This is a genomic window from Plantimonas leprariae (assembly GCF_008802405.1).
Lineage (GTDB): Bacteria > Pseudomonadota > Alphaproteobacteria > Rhizobiales > Rhizobiaceae > Plantimonas > Plantimonas leprariae.
Map to the genome: position 1 here is coordinate 1 of NZ_VZDO01000026.1, position 19,925 is coordinate 19,925.

A 19,925-nucleotide genomic window follows, 5' to 3' on the forward strand; every position below is an offset into this window, starting at 1 on the left:
CCTCGCCAACACCATCCTCGGCAACGGCGCCGCGAACACCATCGCAGGCGGCGGCGGCAACGATACGCTCAAGGGTTACGCGGGTGCGGACACCTTCGTCTTCAATACGCTGCTCGACGCGAAGCAGAACGTCGACACGATCGCGGATTTCGCCGTCGGCCAGGATCGCATCGCGCTGGACGGCGCCATCTTCCGGGCGCTGGATCTCGGCAGCCTGAAGGCGTCCGACTTCGTCATCGGCAAGCTCGCCGCGACGGCCGACCAGAACGTCATCTACGACAGCGGCACCGGCAAGCTGTTCTACGACGCCGACGGGGCCGGAGGCGCCGCGCAGGTCCAGTTCGCAAGCCTTTCCCCCGGGCTCAAGCTCGCCGCGGACAGTTTCATCATCCTGTAGGAGGCAGCCTGCGCGAAGGAGCGCCGACGCTCATTCCCGAACCGCGGCAGCCGACGATACCTTGCAGGCACGGATGGACCGAACCGGTTTGGTCCCGAACCCGCTGCGAGCGATGATGGCGAAGACACTGGCAGGGCGACGCAACTGATCGGCGCTTGTTCGGTTTGGCCGTGCAGCAGATGAAGTCGTGGACTTGCCAGGGTTGGAGCATCGGCGATTATTCGTCGGCGCTCCAACCCTCGAACGGTGAGCCGGCGGCTTTCACGGCAACTGCGCCGCAAAGCTGGCGTACCGTTTTCGACCCTTCTTCGTCGTTCGAGCGTTATCCAAGAGGTCCTGAAAGAGGCCGTTCGCACGAGGTTGGCGAGTTCGCTGTCGACCGAGACGCCGGGATCGGGCGGTGGCGCGGCATCTGCTCATTCGGGCAACGGAGGATGCCGCGATGTCCGATCCGCAGGTTTTGATCGTCGGCGCCGGGCCGACAGGCCTCGTTCTGGCCCTCCGCCTCGCCCGGCACGGCATCCCGTTCCACATCGTCGCGAAGGCGGCCGGTCCGGGCGAAGCATCGCGTGCTATGGTCGTCCATGCCCGGACTCTGGAGTTTTACGCGCAGATGGGTTTCGCGGACGAGGTCGTCGCGAAGGGCATCCGCATGGAGCGGGCGCGTTTCCACGAGGGAACGCGCGAACTCGCGATGCTCTCGTTCAAGGACGTCGGCACGGGCATGAGCCCCTACCCCTTCGTGCTCTGCTACCCGCAGGACGATCACGAGCGGTTCCTGGCGGAGCGGCTGCGGGGCTTCGGCGCCGCGATCGAGTGGGACACGGAACTGATCTCGCTCGAACAGGACGGCGAGCGCGTCAGAGTCGTGCTCCGGCGCGACGGACGGGAGGAGGCGGTCGAGGTCCCGTATCTCTGCGGCTGCGACGGCGCGCATACCGCGACGCGCCGGGAGCTCGGCTTCGACTTTCCGGGCGGCACCTACGATCAACTCTTCTTCGTCGCCGACGTCGCGATCGACGGTCCGTTCCAGACGGACCTCCACATGCACCTCGGCGAGCGCAGCCTCGTCCTGATGCTGCCCGTCCGTTCCAGCGGCATGCAGCGGCTGATCGGCGTCGTGCCGCCGATGCTGAGCGGACGGAACGATTTCGGTTTCGACGACGTGCGCCCCTATGCCGAGGACCTGCTCGGCATCCGCGTCGCGACCGTGAACTGGTTCTCGACCTATCGCGTCCACCACCGCGTCGCCGCGCACTTCCGCTCGAACCGGGTGTTCATCGCGGGCGACGCCGGCCATCTCCACAGTCCGGCCGGCGGCCAGGGCATGAATACCGGCATCGGCGACGCGGTGAACCTGTCATGGAAGCTGGCGCACCTCGTGCAGGGCCGGATCTCGCCCGATATCCTCGATACCTTCGAAGCCGAGCGTATAGTGTTCGCCCGCAAGCTAGTGGAGACCACTGACCGCGCCTTTCAGGGCATGGTCGGCGAGGGATGGACGAGCCGCGTCTTGCGCGACTGGATCATGCCGCACCTGATGCCGGTCGCGACGCACCTGCCGGCGGTCCGGCGGGCGCTGTTCGCGACCCTGTCGCAGACCCGCATCGCCTACCGCGACAGCGCGATCAGCGAAGGCAAAGTCGGAGGCGTCTCCGGCGGCGACCGCCTGCCATGGACCGGCGACAACTACGCCTCGCTGGACGGCAGGGACTGGGGCCTGCACGTCTACGGCGAGCCGTCGCGGGAAGTCGAGACTGCCGCCGCGGCGCACGACATCGTGGTCCGCGCCTATCCATGGGAAGAGGCGGCAGAGCGAAGCGGCTTCAAGCGCGACGCGCTGTACCTCGTGCGACCCGACGGACACGTCGCGCTGGCGAACGCCGAACAGGATGCCACCGTTCTCGACCGCTTTGCGGAGCGCTGGCAGATCGGCAGCCCGTCCGCGTTCGAGGGACAGGGAGCATAGAGCCGCGATCGCGGCAGGCACAACCATCGCCACGCGCGGTCCGCTTCCCCGCTCGCTCTGCCGAAACCCGACGGCCGGCAACCACGCAGTCGCTTCGGCTACCGACCCGACCCGGTCGCTGAGACGGCGCGGCGGTCGACCCGGGAGCGGACGTTTGGACCTCGCCCCGTTCCGGCGTTCGTTAAAGGTTGATGGCGAGCGACCGGCAGATTGTGTCTTCGACTTTTGCCGGATCGCAAGGTGGGGAATGTTACCGCAATCGGCGTGCCGAAGGAGCGCCGCACGATGCTCGACCTCGTTGATCGCACAAAACCTCCTGCGCAGAGCTTGCGCCTATCCGAGTTGCTCGGCGCTCTGAGCTATGCGCTGGACCTTACCGAGGGCCAGCCGCTCGGCCACTGCGTGCGAACGGCCTGGATCGCGCTGGCGATCGGGCGTCGTCTTGGTCTGCCCGAGATGCAGCTCTGGGAGCTGTATTATACGGCGATGCTGAAGGACCTCGGTTGCTCCAGCAACGCGGCGCGCATCTGCGAGTTGTACCTCGCCGACGATATCGGCTTCAAACGGGACTTCAAGACGCTCGGCACCAGTCTGCCGAAGGTGCTCGGCTTCGTCGTCTCGCACACCGGCAAGCGTTCCAGGCTCGGCGAGCGGCTGCGTGCTATCCTGCACATCGTCCAGAGCGGCGCCGAGATAGTCGACGACCTGATCGAAACGCGCTGCCATCGCGGAGCCGCCATCGCCGCCCGGCTGCGGTTTCCCGAACCCGTCTGCCAAGGCATACGGTCGCTCGACGAGCACTGGAACGGCGAGGGGCGCCCGGACCGGCTCGCGGGCACCGCGGTGCCGCTCTACGCGCGGATCGCCCTCGTGGCGCAAGTCGCGGACGTGTTCCACGCTGCGGTCGGCCGCAAGGCCGCGATCGCCGAGATCCGCGCCCGTTGCGGGACATGGTTCGATCCCAATGTGACAGCCAACTTCGAGGCCGTTGCGGCGACGGACGACTTCTGGAGCACGCTCGCCTCGCCCGAAATCGGCGATGTCGTCTTCGCACTCGAGCCGGCCCGCAGCCTGATCGTCCCAGACGAGGATTATCTCGACGACATCGCGGTCGCCTTCGCACAGATCATCGACTCCAAGAGCCCGTTCACGGCAGGTCACTCGGAACGCGTCGCGACCTATGCCGACATGATCGCGAACGCCTTGGGCTACACGATGGAGCGGCGGCGTTGGCTGCGCCGGGCGGCGCTTCTCCACGACATCGGCAAGCTCGGCGTGTCGAACGCCGTGCTCGACAAACCGGGTGGCCTCGACGACGATGAGTGGCGGGAAATCCGCAGCCACGCGGCAAAGAGCGAAAGCATCCTATCGCGCGTCCCGGCTTTCGCCGAGTTGGCGAGGATCGGCGGGGCGCACCACGAACGCCTCGACGGAAAAGGCTACCCGCTCGGGCTGGCCGGCGACGCGATCGATCGGGATACCCGCATCGTATCGGTGGCCGATGTCTTCGATGCGTTGACGGCCGACCGCCCGTATCGCGCTGCCATGCCGACCGCCGAGGCGCTGGCAATCATGCAACGAGACGTCGGATCCGCCTTCGATCCACTCTGTTTCGCGGCGCTGGCCGATGCCGTGGGTGCCGCGGAAGCCGATTTAAGGGCTGCCTGACGAAAAGGGTTTTTCGGGCGCGTATGCTGCCATTTCGTCAACGGAGCGGCCGACTTGGCGCACCTGTCGCCCGGAAGCGGATCGGCAGCTCCCGACCGGAGTCGGCCATTCAACGTAATGTTCGGCGATCCCAAAAGCCGTCATTGTAGCGGATGAACCAGCCGTCCTTTCAACTCGGAGGAGCCATCGGCTGGATGCCTGATCCGCTCATCTGGGCAGATCATAGGTTCGCAGGATCGTGCGGATCCTAGCGTCCTGGGCGGGGTCGGGCAGAAGCGCGGGCTGGCGGCTCGCGCCGACCGTCGGGTCCATGAGGTAGAGGGCGCGCTTCACGAGCGCCGGCGGATAGCCGAGCGCATAGAGGTCCTTGCGGAAGTCGCCGAAGATGCCCTGCTGGCGCGCCGCCTCCGCCTCGTCGCTCGCGTTGAAGGCGGCAACGATGCCGGCGAGCACTTTCGGCATCACGTTGCCGAGCCCGGAGATGCAGCCCGCCGCGCCGTTCCGGAGCGACCAGTGCACGAGATGGTCGGGGCCGGAATAGACGGCGAAGCCCGGGCTCTCGCGCCCGACACCGAGATAGGCCTCCAGCGTATCCTGCGCACCGCCGGAATCCTTGATGCCGGCGATGTTGCCGTGCCGGCTGAGCGTCCTCGCGGTCTCCGGCTCGATATGGTTCTGGGTCCGCGCCGGAATGTCGTAGAGGTAGACCGGCGTTCGGACCGCGTCCGCGACAGCCGAGAAATGGCGGATCAATCCGTCCTGCGTCGCCTGAATGAAGAAGGGCGTGATGACGGCGATGCCGTCGACGCCGATCCGGTCGAACTCGCGCGCAAGCATGAGCGTCTCGAAGGTCGCGGGCATGCCGGCATTGACGATGACGCGGGCGCGTCCCGCCGCCTCGTCCACCACGGCTTGCGTGAGCCGCACCTTTTCCGCGAAGGTCAGCGCCGTGAAGTCGCCGTTGGTGCCAGCGCACATGATGTTGTTGCCGGCCTCCACCTGGCGGCGTACCTGTGCCCGCGTCGCTTCGAGATCGAGCGTCTCGTCGTCGCGAAAGCAGGTGACGAGAGCGACGAAGGCTTGGGCTGGCATCGGGAACTCCGTTTCGGCGCTCAGTAGGCGGCTTCGTAGATCGCGAGGATCTCGGCCTCGCTGATCGGGCGTGGATTGTTGTCGAGGAGTCGGCGGATCGCGTGCGCTTCCCGCGCCATCGCGCCTAGATCCTCGCGCGGCACCTGGAGCGCCGACAGGCGCATCTCGCAGCCGAGGTCGGCGCAGTAACGATGGGCGGCCTCCAGCACCTCGCCCTCGTTCCGCCCGGCGCGAAGGCCGAGCGCTTCGAGGACGGCCGCGGTCTTCTCCGGCGCTGCCGGTGCGTTGAAGGCGAGCGTGTGGGGGAAGACGAGAGCGTTCGCCGCGCCGTGCGCGACGTGGTGCCGTGTGCCGAGCGGATAGGCGACGGCGTGGCCGGAGGTCGTGTTCACCGGTCCGAGGCAGAAGCCGCCGTATAGCGAAGCGAGGCTCAAGCCCGCGCGCGATTCGACGTCGGAGCCGTCGCGGATGGCGCGCGAGAGGTAACGGCCGACGAGCCGCGTGCCTTCGAGCGCGTACATATCGATGAGCGGATGGGCTTTCCGGCTCGTGAAGGCCTCCACGCAATGCGCCATGGCATCGACGCCGCTGGCGGCGGTGACGGCGGGCGGCAGGCTCAGCGTCAGGTCGGGATCGACGATCGCGATGTCGGCCAGCATGTGGACGCTCTGGACGGCGAGCTTGTTCTGAGAGGCGGGATCGGTGACGAGCGCGCGCGTGCCCGCTTCGCTGCCCGTGCCGGCGGTGGTCGGTACCTGCATCAGCCGGGCACGGCGGCCGGCGACCTTCTCGGCGCCGACGACGTCGGCGATGCGCTGACCGCTGCCTGCGAGCGCGGCGACGAGCTTGGCAATATCCATGGCCGAGCCGCCGCCGAAACCGATCACGAGATCGGGCTCGACCTCCTCGGCCCTCCGGATCGCGGCTTCGAGGTTCGGCACGTCCGGCTCGGGCCGCACCTCGCCGAAGACGGCGACCTCGCCGGGCAGGCCCAGCGCGTCGATCCGCCCCGCGTTGAAGGCATCGGCGACGACGAGGATGCGCCGGCAGTTCTCCGCCTTGGCGAAGCGCGCGGCGGCGCGCAGCGCGCCGGAGCCGAACTCGACGATGCGCGGCCGGATGATCGAGATCGGCGCCGCGAGGCTTGGCGCGAGCAGGGAGGATGGGACGTTCATGAGAGGTCTCCCGTCAGGCCGCCGCGCGGGCGCTCGCCAGCCGCTCGGCATAGTCGATGGCCTCGACGAGGCTGAGTTCGTTGGCGATGCCCTTGCCGGCGATGTCAAAGGCGGTGCCGTGATCGACCGAGGTGCGCACGATCGGTAGGCCGAGCGTGATGTTGACGCCGGACAGCGCGTCCCAGGTACCGGTCGCGGGGTTCACGTTGAAGCCGAGGAGCTTCACCGGGATGTGCCCCTGGTCGTGGTACATGGCGATCACGGCGTCGTACTGGCCAGCCCTGAGCTTCACGAACACCGTGTCGCCCGGCACCGGGCCGACGACGTCGAGCCCGTCGGCGACGGCGGCGGCGATGGTGGGCGCGGACACCTCGTCGTCCTGGCGCCCGAAGAGTCCGCCTTCGCCGGCATGCGGGTTGAGGGCCGCGACCGCGATGCGCCGGCGCCCAAGCCCGAGTCGCCCGAGTGCGTCGTTCGTGCGGTCGATGACGAAGCGCAGACGCTCCGGTGTCAGTCGCGCCGGCACGTCCTGGAGCGCGACATGGGTGGTGAGATGGCTGACGCGCATGTTGTCGTGGGCGAGCATCATCACCGAGCCGCGCGCGCCGGTGAGTTCGGCGAGCATCTCGGTATGGCCAGCGTAATGGTAGCCCGCCTTATTCAGGGCTTCCTTGTTGAGCGGCGCGGTGACGATGCCCCCGATGCGCCCCGCCTCGGCCAGCCGCACGCCGCGCTTGACGGCGAGATAGGCGAAGCGGCCGGCATCGGCCGACAGGACGCCCGGCCGGATCGGCTCGCCTTCGGGGCCGGCCTGGAGGCAGGCGAGATGCGGCCATTCCCGATCGTCCGCCCCGACTTCCGGAAGCTCGACGTCGAGCTTCAGCGCGTCGCGCGCGGCGAGGAGCGAGGGGTTCGAGCCGATCACGAGGAGGCGGAGGTCGCCGCGGTCGAGCCGATCCTTCAGGCGAGCGCAGGCCTTGACGATGATCTCCGGCCCGACGCCCGCCGGATCGCCCATGGTGATGGCGAGATGCGGCATCATGCTTGGATTCCCTGGCTGGCGGGCGCGACAAGGTCGCGCAGGAAGTCGACGCTCCCGAAGGCGCCGGATTTTGAGACGACGGCGGTGCCGTCCCAGCGCCCGCCCTTCAGGACGGAGCGCGGCACGCCCGGCACGACCTCGCCCGTGACGTTGAGGCCTCCCGCGCCGAGCGCGTCGCAAAGGCGTCTCAGCGTCTCGCCGCCCGCGACGAGGAGCGTTCCGGGCGGGGCCAGCCGCCCTGCGAGCGCGGCGAAGGCGGCGCCGATATGATCGGCGGCGGGTCCGCGTCCCGTTCCCGGCGGCACGGACACCGTGAGGAAGACCGCGCCGCGCTCGCGGAGGAGACGTTCGATGCATCCGGCCTCGGCTTCGACGTCGTGGACGATCTCGTGCCAGTCGACCACGCGCTTGAGCTGGCCGCGCATCACCTCGTGATCGGTGCCGAACAGCCCGAGGATAGTGGAAGGGAGCGGCTGCGGCGACGGACGCGCCGTTCCTGCGTGCCGGCGGGCGATGGCGGCCGCCAGGCCGCCGCTCCCGACCCAGACGACGTCCGCGGGTACGGGCGTCGACGCGATCCGATCTAGATCGGCGTCGGTCTCGGCGTCGAAGAGGGTGATGCCGGGGCACGGCGCCTCGCCTGGTGCGGCGCGGTGGACAAGGTGACCGGTGGCTTCGAGGCGGGCGCCGAGATCGGCGTCGGTCGGGCGCCATTCGCCGCTGGGAGCGCGGACCATCTGCCGCCCGGCGCGCGTCGCGCGGTTCTGTGCGGGAAAGGCGGGGGCGAGGACGCAGAACTCCGGCCGGAGGACGTCGAGGATCGCGCCGATCTCTTCCGCCTCTCGGCCGCGCAGGAGGCTGTCGATCTTCTTGTAGCGGATCGCGGTTCCGGCGGAGCCGAGGAGAGGCGCGAGATCGCGCAGCCTCGCCGTCGCCTCGGCGGGTTCGGTTTCTCGCGTGCCGCTGTCATAGGCGAGGCTGCCTTGAGCGGCAGGAACATGACACCAGCGCACGGGAACCGGCGCGTCCGGCGAGGCGAAGGCGGCCGCGCTGTCGAGCGCGCCCGTCAGGTCGTCCGCGATGAGCCGCAGCGCCGTCATGCGGGTTTCCGCACCTCCCGATGAATTACGGATGAACCGGCGGTTGCTGAAGCCGGACCGCCATTCCTATCGGGTAGCTAACAGATTACGGAAAAACCTGTCAACATGTTAAATAGCGTTTGATCGTCTATAGTGAGAGATCGAGGAGCCGGCCTTCGAACAGGCGCTGGAGCGAGCCTTCCAGATGGCTTCGCATGCGCGCGGCCGCGACCTGCGAGTCGCGAGCGCGGATCGCGTCGAGGATGCCGCGATGCTCCTCGAAGACGCGCTGGAGGCCAGGGCTCGGCCCGAGAAGGGCCAGGCCGTGCAGCTTCATGCCGACGGCGATGTGCTCCCTCAGCGCGTGCAGCGCCGACAGGTGATAGTGGTTGTTGGCGGCCTGCGCCACGGCGACGTGGAAGGCGAAATCGGCGTCCTCGCGGTGCCGCTGCTGGCGCGTGGCGTCGTCGAGGAGCGCGAGCGCGGCCTCGATCCGACTGAGCGCCTCGTCGTTGCGGCGAAGCGCGGCGTGCGCCGCCGCGTCCGGCTCGATGGTCAGGCGGAACTCGTAGCAGCGCTGGATGTCCGCGATGGTCTCCACCGGCGCGAAGCCGAGATTCTGCGCGGGCGCGGGCGGGCGGGACACGCGCGCGAAGGAGCCGGCGCCGCGTCGGGAATAGATCAGCCCTTCGCCGCGCAGGCGTTCCAGGGCTTCCCGCACGATCGGGCGCGACACGTCGAAATTCGCAGCGAGGTCGTACTCGCCGGGCAGCTTCTCGTCCGACCCATAGGCGCCGGAGAGGATGCGCTCCTTGAGCGCCTCGTAGACCCGTTCCGACAAGGGGCCGGGGCGCGCCGCGGGCGCCCGCGAGGGCTCCATGTCCGTTTCGTTCGCGCCTGCCTTCATGGGCTTTCCTTCGCTGCGACCGCGAACACGATGACAGGAACGGCAGCCCTTGCGAAGCGCACCCTCCACCTCGCGCCGCTAGCCCTGTGCATCGAGCCAGCCGGGCGAGAGGCGCACGTGGCGGATGGCCCGGCGCTTGTAGGTGAAGGCGAGGTGCAGCGCGCCGTCCGGAGCCTCCGCGAGCACGGGATAGGAAAGCTCCTGGTTGCGCCCGTCCTCCGAATTGTTCGACAGGCAGGTTCCGGCCGAGTCCTCGATGACGTGGCGCTCTAGGAAGGTGCGGCCGCCGTCCGCGGACAGGCAGAGCGCCAGCGGTGCGCGGGGAACGCCCCACACCGGCGCGCAGCCGCCGGTGGCGTCCTCGCGCGCGGCGTCCTCGCCGAGCTCGTCGTAGAGCGACTGGCGGCGGTCGGGCGAGGTCGCGGCGGAGGACGGATTGCAGATGAGGGCGACGCGCCCGTCCCGCAACCGGATCGCGCCGATCGAGGAGTTGTTGTTGGGAACGTCGGTCGGCTCGGGCGCCTCCCACGTGCGTCCGCCGTCCCGGCTTTCTGAACGATACACGAAGTCGGCCTGACGGCGGCGAAAGAACGCGGCCATCCTCTCGCCGTCGAGCGGCACGATCGTCATGTGGACGCAGCCGATCGAACCCGGCACCTCGAAAAGTCGCCACGTCCGGCCGTCGTCTTCGCTCACCGCGACGCCCGCCGTGTCGTGGCTGCCCGTCCAGCGCCGCCCCGGCGGCGCGATGCAGCGGAACACGGGCAGCATCCAGGTGCCATCGTCGCGAACCACGATCGGCGCCCGGACGAAGGTGCCGCGCGGCAGGTCGAGGATGGCCGCCTCGCCCCCTTCGATCATGCCGCCCGCGAGGTTCACCGAGCGCCGGCGCAGGAGGCAATCCTCCTGATTGCCGGAAACTTGGGCCGTGTGGAGCAGCACAAGATCGCCGCCCGGCGCACGGAAAAGCACCGGGTTCTGCTCCGAGCGGTCCGGGTCGTCGCTCAGCCGCACGGCATCGCTCCAGCGTTCCGCGCCCGGATCGAGCTTCGCGACATGGATGGAGACATCGGACTTGCCCTCCAGCGTACCGCCGAACCAAGCGCAAAGGAGCGTGCCGTCGGGCTCGAGATGAAGGAAGGCTGCATGGTTCTGGACCATCGGCGAAGCGAGAAGAGCGGCTTCTCCTCCCGATCCGTTCGCTTGGAGACGTCCGGTCATCCGTGTCGCAATATCTTCGAGCACCATCGCACCAGCCTCCGTCTCCAGCATCCGAGAAGAGGAGCCGGACACTTGGATGTCAAGTTGTAAATCAACAAAACTCGCTTCTTTGCGCCGGAAACCGATATGAAAGCAGTGTGCAAGGAGGCAAGGCGAGTTCGTCCGCCAGATTTGTCATGTTGACAACTCGTTGCACTGGGAACATGTTCTGGCCCCATCGAGGGCGCGGCGCGTCGCGTACAGGCGGCGCGACGCTGTCGTCCTCGCAAGAGCGAGGGCTGCGAGAGCCCTCGCAGGGCGACGGTTTGGGAGGATCGGATGACGAGCTTGAAATTCCTGACGGCCGCGCTGCTGGCGGCGGCCGGTACCACCCCGGCGCTGGCGCAGGCGAAAAGCGACGTGACGGTCGTTCTCGGTGAGGAACTCGATCTCGTCGAGCCTTGCATGGCGACCCGCTCCAACATCGGCCGCGTGATCCTCGAAAACATTTCCGAGACGCTGACGGAACTCGACTCGAAGAACGGCGGCAAGGTCTCGCCGCGACTGGCCGAAAGCTGGGCGGATCAGGGCAACGGCACCTGGCGCTTCAAGCTTCGCCAGAACGTCAAGTTCTCCGATGGCACCGCCTTCGACGCCGAGGACGTGAAGCACTCGCTGGAGCGCGCCACGAGCCCGAAGATCTCGTGCGAACTGTCGCGCTATTTCGGCGACACCAAGCTGACGGCCACCGCTGTCGACGCCACGACCCTCGACGTCAAGGCCGAGCCGCCGCAGCCGATCCTGCCGCTTCTGATGTCGGTGCTGACGATCGTGCCGAGCGAAACGCCGATCGAGTTCACGCGCACGCCCGTCGGCACGGGACCCTTCGTCCTGTCGAACTGGACGCCGGGTCAGAGCATCGTGCTCGACCGTCGCGACGACTACTGGGGAACCAAGCCGGCGGTCACGAAGGCGACCTACGTCTTCCGCACCGATTCGGCCGTGCGCGCCGCGATGGTGCAGGCGGGCGAGGCCGATCTCGCGCCCTCGATCTCGCAGCTCGACGCGACGAACCCGAAGACCGACTTCTCCTATCCGAACTCCGAGACGATGTACCTGCGCGTCGACACGGCGATCCCGCCGATGAACGACAAGCGCGTGCGCCAAGCTCTCAACATGGCGATCGACCGCACAGCCTTCATCGGCTCGCTCCTGCCGGAAGGCACCGAGCCGGCCGTCGCCATCGTGCCGCCGACGACGCTCGGCTGGAACAAGGACATTAAGGTCCCGGCCTACGACGTCGAGGGCGCGAAGAAGCTGCTGGCCGAGGCGAAAGCCGACGGCGTGCCGGTGGACACGCCGATCGAGCTGATCGGGCGCAACAACAACTATCCGAACGCGACGGAGGTGAACGAGGCGATCCAGGCGCAGCTCCAGGACGCCGGCTTCACGGTGAACCTCAAGATGCTCGACGTCGCCGAGCAGGAGAAGCTTTATTCCAAGCCCTATCTCGAAGGGCGCCCGCCGCAGCTCCTTTCCGTGCTCCACGACAATGCCAAGGGCGATCCCGTCTTCTCGGCCTTCTTCAAGTACGATTCGAAGGGCCGCCAGTCAGGCATCTCGGACCCGAAGGTGGACGACCTCATCGCCCGCGCCAGCGCCGCCACCGGCGAGGAGCGCGCCAAGCTCTGGTCGGAGCTCTTCACCTATGTCCACGACGACGTGGTGGCCGACGTGCTTCTCTTCCACATGGTCGGCTTCGCGCGCGTCGCCGAGCGGCTCGACTTCAAGCCGACGATCGCCACCAACTCGCAGCTTCAGCTCTCCGAAATCGGCCTGAAGTGATGCCAAACGCCGGGCGGTTTCGCCGCCCGGCGCCTCGATCATCGGGAGGCGACTTGATGTTCCGCTTCGTGCGCAAGAGGCTCACCGCCAGCCTCGTCTCGCTCGTCGGCCTCGTGGTGCTCGTGTTCTTCCTGACGCGGCTGACGGGCGATCCGACCGACCTCTTCCTGCCGATCGACGCGACACAGGCGATGCGCGACCAGTTCCGCGCGATCCACGGGCTGAACGATCCGCTCGTCGTCCAGTTCGGGCGCTACGTCTGGGACCTCCTGCATCTCGATTTCGGCGAATCCATCCGCCGCGCCCGGCCGGCGATCGACGTGGTACTCGAAGCTTTCGTCTGGACCTTCCAACTCGCCGTGATCACCATGACGCTCGTCGCGGTCTTCGCGACCGTCATGGGATCGCTGACCGCCTTCTTCGTCGGGCGCCTGTTCGACCGCGTCGTCACCTTCGTCTCGCTGGTCGGCGCGTCGGCGCCGGATTTCTGGATCGCGATCGTCGCGATCGTCCTCTTCTCGATCCATCTCGGGCTCCTGCCGACGTCGGGCACGGGCGGCTGGCAGTTCTGGGTGCTGCCCGTTGCCGTCCTCTTCATCCGGCCCTTCGGCCTCATCGTGCAGGTGGTACGCGGCTCGATGATCTCGGCGCTCGCCGCGCCTTACGTGAAGACGGCGCGGGCGAAAGGCGTGAAGGCGCGGCCCATCGTCTTCGTCCACGCGCTGCGCAACGCCATGCTGCCCGTCATCACCGTGATGGGCGACCAGGCGGCGGCGCTTCTGAACGGCGCCGTCGTGGTGGAAACGATCTTCGGCTTCCCCGGCGTCGGCAAGCTGATGATCGACGCCATCCTCCAGCGCGATTTCAACGTCATCCTCGCCTCGATCATGGTGACGGCGATCGCGATCTTCGTGATGAACCTCCTGATCGACCTCGCCTATCTCCTGCTCGATCCCCGGATCAGGGCTTGAAACCGATGTCCGTTCTATCCTCGCCCGCACCCGTTGTCGCTGAAGAGAAGCCCGCCGCGCTTCGCCTCCTCGCCATGCTCTGGCGCGACAAGGTGGCGCTCGTCGCCGCGATCTTCCTCGTTCTCGTCGTTCTTTGCGCGATCCTCGGGCCGCATTTCCTGGAAGCCGCCGCGACGAAGCAGAACTTGCGCGGTCGCAACATGGCGCCGTTCTCGCTTTCCCAGGGCTGGCTCTTCGTGCTCGGCGCCGACCAGCTCGGTCGCTCGCTTCTGGCGCGCATCGTCGTCGCCGCGCAGAGCACGATGCTGGTCGCGGCCGGGGCCGTCGTCTGCTCGGCCATCATCGGCACCGTGCTCGGCCTCCTTGCCGGCTACGGCGGCAAGCGGACCGGCGAGGCGATCGCGCGGCTCGGCGACGTGATCATGTCCTTTCCCTCGCTGCTTCTCGCGGTGATCGTGCTCTACGTCCTGTCGCCGTCGGTCGGGAACCTCGTGATCGTCCTCGCGATCACCCGCATCCCCGTTTATCTGCGCACCGCGCGCGCCGAGATCCTCGAAGTGCGCGAGCGCATGTTCGTGCAGGCGGCGAAAGTCATGGGCGCGAGCCACGGGCGCATCATGTTCCGCCACATCCTGCCGGTCGTCGCCCCGACGCTCCTCACCATCGCGACGCTCGACTTCGCCTTCGTGATGCTGGCGGAAAGCTCGCTCTCCTTTCTCGGCATCGGCATCCAGCCGCCGGACATCACCTGGGGCCTGATGGTGGCGCAGGGGCGCCCCTACCTCTCGAACGCCTGGTGGCTTTCGTTCTGGCCGGGCCTCGCGATCATCCTCACCACCATGTCGCTGAACCTTCTGTCCGGCTGGATGCGCATCGCGCTCGACCCCGTGCAGCGCTGGCGGCTGGAAGGAACCAGGAAGAATGGCTGACGCGCTTCTGGAAGTGATCGACCTCGCCGTCACCTTCCATACGGCGAACGGGCCCGTGCAGGCGGTGAAGGGCATCAGCTACCGGCTCGGCCGGGGCGAAACGCTGGCGGTGCTCGGCGAGTCCGGCTCCGGCAAGTCGGTCTCGGCCTCCGCCATCATGAACCTTCTCGACATGCCGCCGGCGGAGATCGTGCGCGGGCGCATCCTCTACGAAGGGCGCGATCTCCTGACCCTTAACCACGAGGAACGGCGGCAGATCAACGGGCGCAAGATCGCGATGGTCTTCCAGGACCCGCTCAGCCACCTGAACCCCGTTTATCCGGTCGGCTGGCAGATCGCCGAGACGATGACGGCGCACGGCCGCCCGAAGCGGGAAGCCGAGGCCCGTGCGCTGGAACTCGTCCGCCGCGTCGGCATCCCCGAGCCCGAGACGGCTCTCGCCAAGTATCCGCACGAGTTCTCCGGCGGGCAGCGTCAGCGCCTGATGATCGCGATGGCGCTGGCGCTGAAGCCCGACATCCTCATCGCCGACGAGCCGACGACGGCGCTCGACGTCACCGTGCAGGCGGAAATCCTCCAGCTTCTGGAGGAGCTTCAGGCCGAGACCGGCATGGGCCTCCTCCTCATCACGCACGATCTCGGCGTCGTGGCGGAAGTCGCCGACCGCGTCGTCGTGATGAACGGCGGCGAGATCGTCGAGGAGGGCGAGGCCGGCGAGGTCTACCGCAACCCGAAGCACCCCTATACGAAGAAGCTCATCGACGCCGCGCCCGGCAAGGGCGAGATGCGGCGGCCCGAGGGCGCCAACGAGCCGCTCCTGAAGGTGCGGAACGTTTCCAAGCTCTACGGCAACTTCGCCGGGTTGAGGGAGGCGAGCTTCGACCTCCAGCCCGGCGAGACGCTCGCGATCGTCGGCGAAAGCGGCTCGGGCAAGTCGACGCTCGCCAAGGTGCTGATGCGGCTGGAGGAGGCCAATTCCGGCACCGCGCACTACAAGGGCCGCGATCTTCTGGCCATGACCCCGCGCGAGACCGCCTCGATCCGGCGCGAGATCCAGATGGTGTTCCAGGATCCGACGCAGTCCCTGAACCCGCGCATGACGGTCTTCGACCTCGTCTCGGAGGCCTGGGTGATCCATCCGTCCGTCCTGCCCCGGCTACGCTGGCGCGAGCGCGTGGGCGAGCTTCTGGCGGAGGTCGGCCTCGCGCCCGAGCACATGCGCCGTTATCCGCACCAGTTCTCCGGCGGGCAGCGCCAGCGCATCGCGATCGCGCGGGCGCTGGCGCTGGAGCCCGACCTCATCGTCTGCGACGAGGCGGTCTCGGCGCTCGACGTGTCGGTGCAGGCGCAGGTGATCGCGCTTCTCGAGCGCCTGCAGCGCGAGCACGGGATCGCCTTCGTGTTCATCGCGCACGATCTCGCGCTGGTGCGCGACTTCGCCGACCACGTGCTGGTGATGAAGGGCGGGCACATCGTCGAACAGGGCACGGTGCGCCAGGTGTTCGAGACCCCGCGCGAGGACTACACGCGCGCGCTTCTCGCCGCCGGCCTCGACGCCGACCCTAAACAGCAAGCCGAGCGACGCCGCTTGCGGCAGGAGGGGCTCGCGGCGGCGCAATAGCCGGAACGGAAGGAGGATGCCCGTGCGCATCGTGGAGGTCGCTGCCGGGCATCGGCTTCGAAGGGAAGGCGGACCTCATCCGCGTCTTGCGCAGCCTGGAAGTGTAGGAGGCGGCTGCCAACCGTCGGCTTCCCCTATCCGATCACCCGAAAGCTGCCGGTTCGCAAACCACCCTGCCCGGCAGATCGGATGTCCTTGGTACGAACCTTCCGTGCCGTGTTCATGCCGCAGATCATGACCCAACGCTCGCCCAGACGACGACCCGGTCGAACAGCTTCACGTCGTGCCCTTCCTGCGACGCCGCGACCGCTGCGCTCGTCGCCGACTGCGGCAGGTTCAGAGCCTTCGCGGCTTCCGTCATGTGCTCGCGCTCGGCGACGGCGACGAAGACGCGGAGCTGCTCGAGGGTCATTGATGCCGAAGCGAGAGCGTCGCGCGTTAGGCACTCGTCAGCAGGGAAACGAACGATGGACGCCGTCGAGCGCGCCAAGCAAAACCTCCGCCTTCATGCCGCCGAGCCGCTGAACGGCGAGCCGCCACCGGACCGGCTGGCGGCGTTCGTCACGTCGCAGCGCGACTTCTACGTCCGCTGCCACGGCGCAATCCCGGACCTGGACGACGATCATTCGGTCGAGATCGCTGGCCACGTCGAGCGACCGGGGTCGATCGGCGTCGCGGACTTCAAGGCCTCGTTCCCGGAGCACCGGGTCACCGCCGTCCTCCAGTGCGCCGGCAACCGCCGATCCGAGTTACAGGTGGTGGCGAAGACGACGGGCGATCCGTGGGGCGTCGGGGCGATCGGCTGCGCCGAATGGACGGGCGTCAGGCTCGCCGACATACTGCGATCCGTTGGCTTTGAGGAGGCGAAGGCGCGCTTCGTCGCATTCCGCGGCGCCGACGAAGTCGAGGTCGAGGGACACCATGCGCCGTTCGAGATCTCGATCGCGATCGAGAAGGCGATGCATCCCGACACGCTCCTCGCCTTCGCGATGAACGGCGAGCCGCTTCTGCCCGAGCACGGTGCGCCGCTACGCCTCGTCGTGCCGGGGTACGCCGGCGTGCGCTCGGCCAAATGGCTGACGCGGATCGAGGTGCGGCACCGCCCGTCCGAGGCACCGATGCAAGCGATGGACTACAAGCTGTTTCCGCCCTTTGTCGCAAAGGAGGAAGCGGACTGGTCGACCGGCTTGCCCATCGAGGCGATGCCGCTGAACTCGGCGATCACGACGCCGGACCTCGCCAAGCCGCTGCCGAGCGGCAAGCTTCGGCTGACCGGCTACGCCGTCGCCTACGGTCGGACGGTTGCGCGAGTAGACATCTCGATCAATGGTGGTCGCTCGTGGCAGGCGGCGGCGATCGATCGGCCAGCGGCCGGCCCGTGGGCTGGGCGCAGTGGGCGGCCGACATCGAGCTCACGCCTGGCCGGCACGAGATCTGCGCGCGCGCCGTGGACGCGGCCGGCCAGACCCAGCCCGCCCGACCAGACGACTGCTGGAACTTCGCCGGGTACCTGTCGACGGCGTGGCACCGGACGACCGTCACGGTGGAATAGACCGTCGAGGACAGATCGCAGTAGATAAAGGTCCGCTTCCCGCTCGATCCCTCCGAAAGCAGACTGGAAGCCTTCCACCCTATCCGGCTGTTCAGACTGGTTCCCATTCGGGCCGTTAGCGGACCGTCTGCTATCGAGCGGTGAATGCAGGAAGCTGCCCTTCTGCATGCGCTCCATCCTCGCCGTTGCGGCGCGTCTGACAGACGTTCCGAACGCGGATCTACCTGTTCGTCGCGGAGCTCTCAGATCTCGTCGCGCCGGCCGCTGTCTTTCTCCGTCGATTTTCGCCGACCTCATTCGTCGTAATGACGGAGGAATGAGTTCTTTTCTGCGAACCGGACGGGAGATGACGATGCGCGTGATGGTTTTGGTGAAGGCGACAGCTGATTCGGAAGCGGGCGCGATGCCCGAGACTGGGATGTTTGAAGCGATGGGCCGCTTTAATGAGGAGCTCGTGAATGCCGGCGTGCTCCTAGCCGCCGATGGGCTGAAGCCATCCTCCGCCGGCAAGCGCGTCGCCTTCGATGGTGCGTCGCGCACCGTGATCGACGGACCGTTCGCCGCGACGCGTGAACTCGTGGCCGGCTTCTGGCTTTGGGAGGTGCGCGACATGGCCGAGGCGGTGGAGTGGGTGAAGCGTTGCCCGAACCCGATGCCGGGCCCGAGCGAGATCGAGATCCGTCCGCTGTACGAGATGGCGGACTTCGGCGAGGCGATGACGCCTGAACTTCGCGAACAGGAGCAGCGGCAGTCGGACCGGCTAGCGGGACGCTGATGCAGGAGGTCCCTTTCTAGCCATCCTCTAAATGCTTTGATCGGCGCAGGGCGGAACACGACGCCCTTTGAATGCCCAACGTTCCAACCCTAGCGTAGGCACGGTTCGGGATCAGGCTCGGCCCGGCCGAGGTGGGAGAATGGCATGGCGAGCACCGCGACACGTGAGGAGACCATCGAGAGCCTGATACCGGCGCGCATGGACCGGCTGCCGTGGGCGCGCTTCCATTGGATGGTGGTGGTCGGTCTCGGGGTCAGCTGGGTCCTCGACGGCATAGAGATTCAGCTCGTCTCGGCCTCCGGCTTCAAGGACACGCTCGGCATGTCGACCGAACAGGTCGGCTTCACCGGCACGATCTACCTGATCGGACAGGTCGTCGGCGCCCTCGTGTTCGGCCGCCTGACCGACCGCTGGGGACGGCGGACGCTGTTCATCGTGACGCTCGCCATCTACCTCGTCGGCTCCGGTGTCGCCGGCCTCGCCTTCGCGCCCTGGTTCCTCTACGTCTGGCGCTTCGTCGCCGGGCTCGGCATCGGCGGCGAGTACACCGCGATCAATTCCGCGATCGACGAGCTGATCCCGGCGAAGTACCGCGGCCGCGTCGACATCGCCGTCAACGGCACCTACTGGGGCGGCGCGATGATCGGCGCCGTGGGCAGCTTCTTCCTGCTCGATCCCGACCTCGTGCCGACGAACCTCGGCTGGCGGCTCGCCTTCCTCATCGGGCCCGTGCTCGGCCTCGCCATCATCTTCATCCGCCGGCACATCCCCGAAAGTCCGCGGTGGATGGTGACGCACGGTCGGCGCGAGGAGGCGGAGCGGATCGTCGACGAGATCGAGGCCGAAGTTGCCGGGCAGGGCTTCGATCTCCCGCCCGTCGACGCAGGCAAGGCGATCAAGCTGAAGCCGAAGGAGTCGGTGCCGTTCGCCAAGCTGATTGACGTGTTCTTCCGTCAGTACCCGTCGCGGACGTTTCTCGGCGTCAGCATGATGGTGACGCAATCCTTTCTCTACAACGCGATCTTCTTCACCTACGCGCTGGTGCTCCAGAACTTCTACGGGCTCGATGCCTCGCAAGCCGCCCTCTACTTCTTTCCCTTCGCCATCGGCAACCTCGCCGGACCGCTCGTGCTCGGTCACCTCTTCGACACGATCGGCCGGCGCCGAATGATCTTCGCGACATACATGCTCGCCGGCGTGACGCTGCTCGTGTCCGCCTGGCTTTTCCGAGAGGGCGCGCTGACGGCCGGCACGCACACCGCCTTTTGGTGCGTCGCGTTCTTCTTCGCCTCCGCAGGCGCGTCCTCGGCCTACCTCACGGTCAGCGAGATCTTTCCGCTGGAGGTGCGCGGTCAGGCGATCAGCTACTTCTTCGCCGTCGCGCAGATTGTCGGCGCGGCGGGACCGTTCATCTTCGGCAGCCTCGTCGGCGACGGCAGCGCCCGCGGTCCCCTGTTTCTCGGCTACGTCGTCGGATCGCTGGTGATGATGCTCGGCGGCGGCATCGCGCTGGTCTGCGGCGTCGATGCGGAAGGCAAAGGTCTCGAGGACGTCGCGCAGCCTGTCAGCTCGGCGACCGCCGCCTGAGAAGCGACACCACCGGAGCCGGCGCGTAAGGCGGGAATGTTGGTGGAGGGTGCAAGGCGAAGCAAAGGCCGTCCGTGGTGCGAAAACGTCCGTCGCGACCGGATTGGCGACAGAGG

The 19,925-nt window shown here is 67.6% G+C and carries 15 protein-coding genes and 2 pseudogenes; 10 read left to right on the plus strand and 7 right to left on the minus strand.

Going from position 1 to position 19,925, the window contains the following annotated elements; all coding sequences use genetic code 11:
* The 3 genes from F6X38_RS22035 to F6X38_RS22045 form a co-directional block, all read left to right on the plus strand.
* The coding region (locus F6X38_RS22035) for a M10 family metallopeptidase C-terminal domain-containing protein (protein WP_202618058.1) at positions 1 to 397 on the plus strand (397 nt) is incomplete at its 5' end.
* A gap of 442 nt (positions 398 to 839) precedes the next feature.
* On the plus strand, positions 840 to 2,366 hold the full coding sequence (locus tag F6X38_RS22040; protein WP_150973676.1) for an FAD-dependent monooxygenase: 1,527 nt from the start codon (positions 840 to 842) through the stop codon (positions 2,364 to 2,366).
* 285 nt (positions 2,367 to 2,651) lie between these two features.
* On the plus strand, positions 2,652 to 4,034 hold the full coding sequence (locus F6X38_RS22045; protein ID WP_150973678.1) for an HD-GYP domain-containing protein: 1,383 nt from the start codon (positions 2,652 to 2,654) through the stop codon (positions 4,032 to 4,034).
* Between the two features lie 207 nt (positions 4,035 to 4,241).
* On the opposite strand, the gene F6X38_RS22050 is transcribed toward F6X38_RS22045, so the two are convergent.
* The 6 genes from F6X38_RS22050 to F6X38_RS22075 all read right to left on the minus strand — a co-directional run bounded on the left by F6X38_RS22050 (position 4,242) and on the right by F6X38_RS22075 (position 10,577).
* Positions 4,242 to 5,126, minus strand: a complete 885-nt coding sequence (locus tag F6X38_RS22050) for a dihydrodipicolinate synthase family protein (protein ID WP_150973680.1) — start codon at positions 5,124 to 5,126, stop codon at positions 4,242 to 4,244.
* A 20-nt stretch (positions 5,127 to 5,146) separates the two neighbouring features.
* A complete protein-coding gene (locus F6X38_RS22055) occupies positions 5,147 to 6,301 on the minus strand; it encodes an iron-containing alcohol dehydrogenase (protein ID WP_150973682.1) in 1,155 nt (384 codons plus the stop codon).
* Positions 6,302 to 6,314: 13 nt separating this feature from the next.
* Positions 6,315 to 7,343: a 4-hydroxythreonine-4-phosphate dehydrogenase PdxA gene (gene pdxA, locus F6X38_RS22060; protein ID WP_150973684.1), complete on the minus strand. Its 1,029-nt coding sequence runs from the start codon at positions 7,341 to 7,343 to the stop codon at positions 6,315 to 6,317.
* The gene (locus F6X38_RS22065; RefSeq protein ID WP_150973685.1) at positions 7,340 to 8,443 is read right to left on the minus strand and encodes a four-carbon acid sugar kinase family protein; all 1,104 of its coding nucleotides are present in this window, start codon (positions 8,441 to 8,443) and stop codon (positions 7,340 to 7,342) included. The genes pdxA and F6X38_RS22065 overlap by 4 nt, the downstream gene beginning before the upstream one ends.
* Before the next feature lie 127 nt (positions 8,444 to 8,570).
* The gene (locus F6X38_RS22070) at positions 8,571 to 9,329 is read right to left on the minus strand and encodes a FadR/GntR family transcriptional regulator (RefSeq protein WP_150973687.1); all 759 of its coding nucleotides are present in this window, start codon (positions 9,327 to 9,329) and stop codon (positions 8,571 to 8,573) included.
* Between the two features lie 78 nt (positions 9,330 to 9,407).
* Positions 9,408 to 10,577: a sialidase family protein gene (locus tag F6X38_RS22075; RefSeq protein ID WP_150973689.1), complete on the minus strand. Its 1,170-nt coding sequence runs from the start codon at positions 10,575 to 10,577 to the stop codon at positions 9,408 to 9,410.
* Between the two features lie 291 nt (positions 10,578 to 10,868).
* On the opposite strand from F6X38_RS22075, the gene F6X38_RS22080 reads away from it, so the two are divergent.
* Genes F6X38_RS22080 through F6X38_RS22095 form a run of 4 tightly spaced genes read left to right on the plus strand, consistent with a single transcriptional unit; the run spans position 10,869 to position 15,895 of the window.
* Complete coding sequence (locus F6X38_RS22080; protein ID WP_150973691.1) at positions 10,869 to 12,374, plus strand: ABC transporter substrate-binding protein; 1,506 nt, start codon at positions 10,869 to 10,871, stop codon at positions 12,372 to 12,374.
* 56 nt (positions 12,375 to 12,430) lie between these two features.
* The gene (locus tag F6X38_RS22085) at positions 12,431 to 13,345 is read left to right on the plus strand and encodes an ABC transporter permease (RefSeq protein ID WP_150973693.1); all 915 of its coding nucleotides are present in this window, start codon (positions 12,431 to 12,433) and stop codon (positions 13,343 to 13,345) included.
* Positions 13,346 to 13,350: 5 nt separating this feature from the next.
* Positions 13,351 to 14,274 (plus strand): ABC transporter permease, encoded by a 924-nt coding sequence (locus F6X38_RS22090; RefSeq protein WP_150973695.1) that lies wholly within the window; start codon positions 13,351 to 13,353, stop codon positions 14,272 to 14,274.
* Positions 14,267 to 15,895, plus strand: coding sequence for an ABC transporter ATP-binding protein (locus F6X38_RS22095; protein WP_150973698.1), 1,629 nt, complete (start codon positions 14,267 to 14,269; stop codon positions 15,893 to 15,895). Before F6X38_RS22090 ends, F6X38_RS22095 begins: the two co-directional genes overlap by 8 nt.
* A 259-nt stretch (positions 15,896 to 16,154) precedes the next feature.
* Here the strand turns inward: F6X38_RS22095 and F6X38_RS22100 are convergent.
* Positions 16,155 to 16,307, minus strand: a pseudogene (locus F6X38_RS22100) (LysR family transcriptional regulator); the annotation flags it as partial.
* Between the two features lie 55 nt (positions 16,308 to 16,362).
* Between F6X38_RS22100 and F6X38_RS22105 the strand changes: the two are divergent.
* The 3 genes and pseudogenes from F6X38_RS22105 to F6X38_RS22115 all read left to right on the plus strand — a co-directional run bounded on the left by F6X38_RS22105 (position 16,363) and on the right by F6X38_RS22115 (position 19,809).
* A pseudogene (locus F6X38_RS22105) lies at positions 16,363 to 17,447 on the plus strand (sulfite oxidase).
* 352 nt (positions 17,448 to 17,799) lie between these two features.
* Positions 17,800 to 18,222: a YciI family protein gene (locus F6X38_RS22110; RefSeq protein ID WP_150973749.1), complete on the plus strand. Its 423-nt coding sequence runs from the start codon at positions 17,800 to 17,802 to the stop codon at positions 18,220 to 18,222.
* 144 nt (positions 18,223 to 18,366) lie between these two features.
* Positions 18,367 to 19,809 (plus strand): MFS transporter, encoded by a 1,443-nt coding sequence (locus tag F6X38_RS22115; protein ID WP_246191496.1) that lies wholly within the window; start codon positions 18,367 to 18,369, stop codon positions 19,807 to 19,809.
* Positions 19,810 to 19,925 lie beyond the last annotated feature (116 nt).

What these genes read in the sequence shown, in the direction of transcription:
- F6X38_RS22040 (WP_150973676.1), top strand. Translation starts at nt 840, where the DNA reads ATGTCCGATCCGCAGGTTTTGATCGTCGGCGCCGGGCCGACAGGCCTC.
- F6X38_RS22045 (WP_150973678.1), top strand. Translation starts at nt 2,652, where the DNA reads ATGCTCGACCTCGTTGATCGCACAAAACCTCCTGCGCAGAGCTTGCGC.
- F6X38_RS22050 (WP_150973680.1), bottom strand. Translation starts at nt 5,126, where the DNA reads ATGCCAGCCCAAGCCTTCGTCGCTCTCGTCACCTGCTTTCGCGACGAC.
- F6X38_RS22055 (WP_150973682.1), bottom strand. Translation starts at nt 6,301, where the DNA reads ATGAACGTCCCATCCTCCCTGCTCGCGCCAAGCCTCGCGGCGCCGATC.
- pdxA (WP_150973684.1), bottom strand. Translation starts at nt 7,343, where the DNA reads ATGATGCCGCATCTCGCCATCACCATGGGCGATCCGGCGGGCGTCGGG.
- F6X38_RS22065 (WP_150973685.1), bottom strand. Translation starts at nt 8,443, where the DNA reads ATGACGGCGCTGCGGCTCATCGCGGACGACCTGACGGGCGCGCTCGAC.
- F6X38_RS22070 (WP_150973687.1), bottom strand. Translation starts at nt 9,329, where the DNA reads ATGAAGGCAGGCGCGAACGAAACGGACATGGAGCCCTCGCGGGCGCCC.
- F6X38_RS22075 (WP_150973689.1), bottom strand. Translation starts at nt 10,577, where the DNA reads ATGGTGCTCGAAGATATTGCGACACGGATGACCGGACGTCTCCAAGCG.
- F6X38_RS22080 (WP_150973691.1), top strand. Translation starts at nt 10,869, where the DNA reads ATGACGAGCTTGAAATTCCTGACGGCCGCGCTGCTGGCGGCGGCCGGT.
- F6X38_RS22085 (WP_150973693.1), top strand. Translation starts at nt 12,431, where the DNA reads ATGTTCCGCTTCGTGCGCAAGAGGCTCACCGCCAGCCTCGTCTCGCTC.
- F6X38_RS22090 (WP_150973695.1), top strand. Translation starts at nt 13,351, where the DNA reads ATGTCCGTTCTATCCTCGCCCGCACCCGTTGTCGCTGAAGAGAAGCCC.
- F6X38_RS22095 (WP_150973698.1), top strand. Translation starts at nt 14,267, where the DNA reads ATGGCTGACGCGCTTCTGGAAGTGATCGACCTCGCCGTCACCTTCCAT.
- F6X38_RS22110 (WP_150973749.1), top strand. Translation starts at nt 17,800, where the DNA reads ATGCGCGTGATGGTTTTGGTGAAGGCGACAGCTGATTCGGAAGCGGGC.
- F6X38_RS22115 (WP_246191496.1), top strand. Translation starts at nt 18,367, where the DNA reads ATGGCGAGCACCGCGACACGTGAGGAGACCATCGAGAGCCTGATACCG.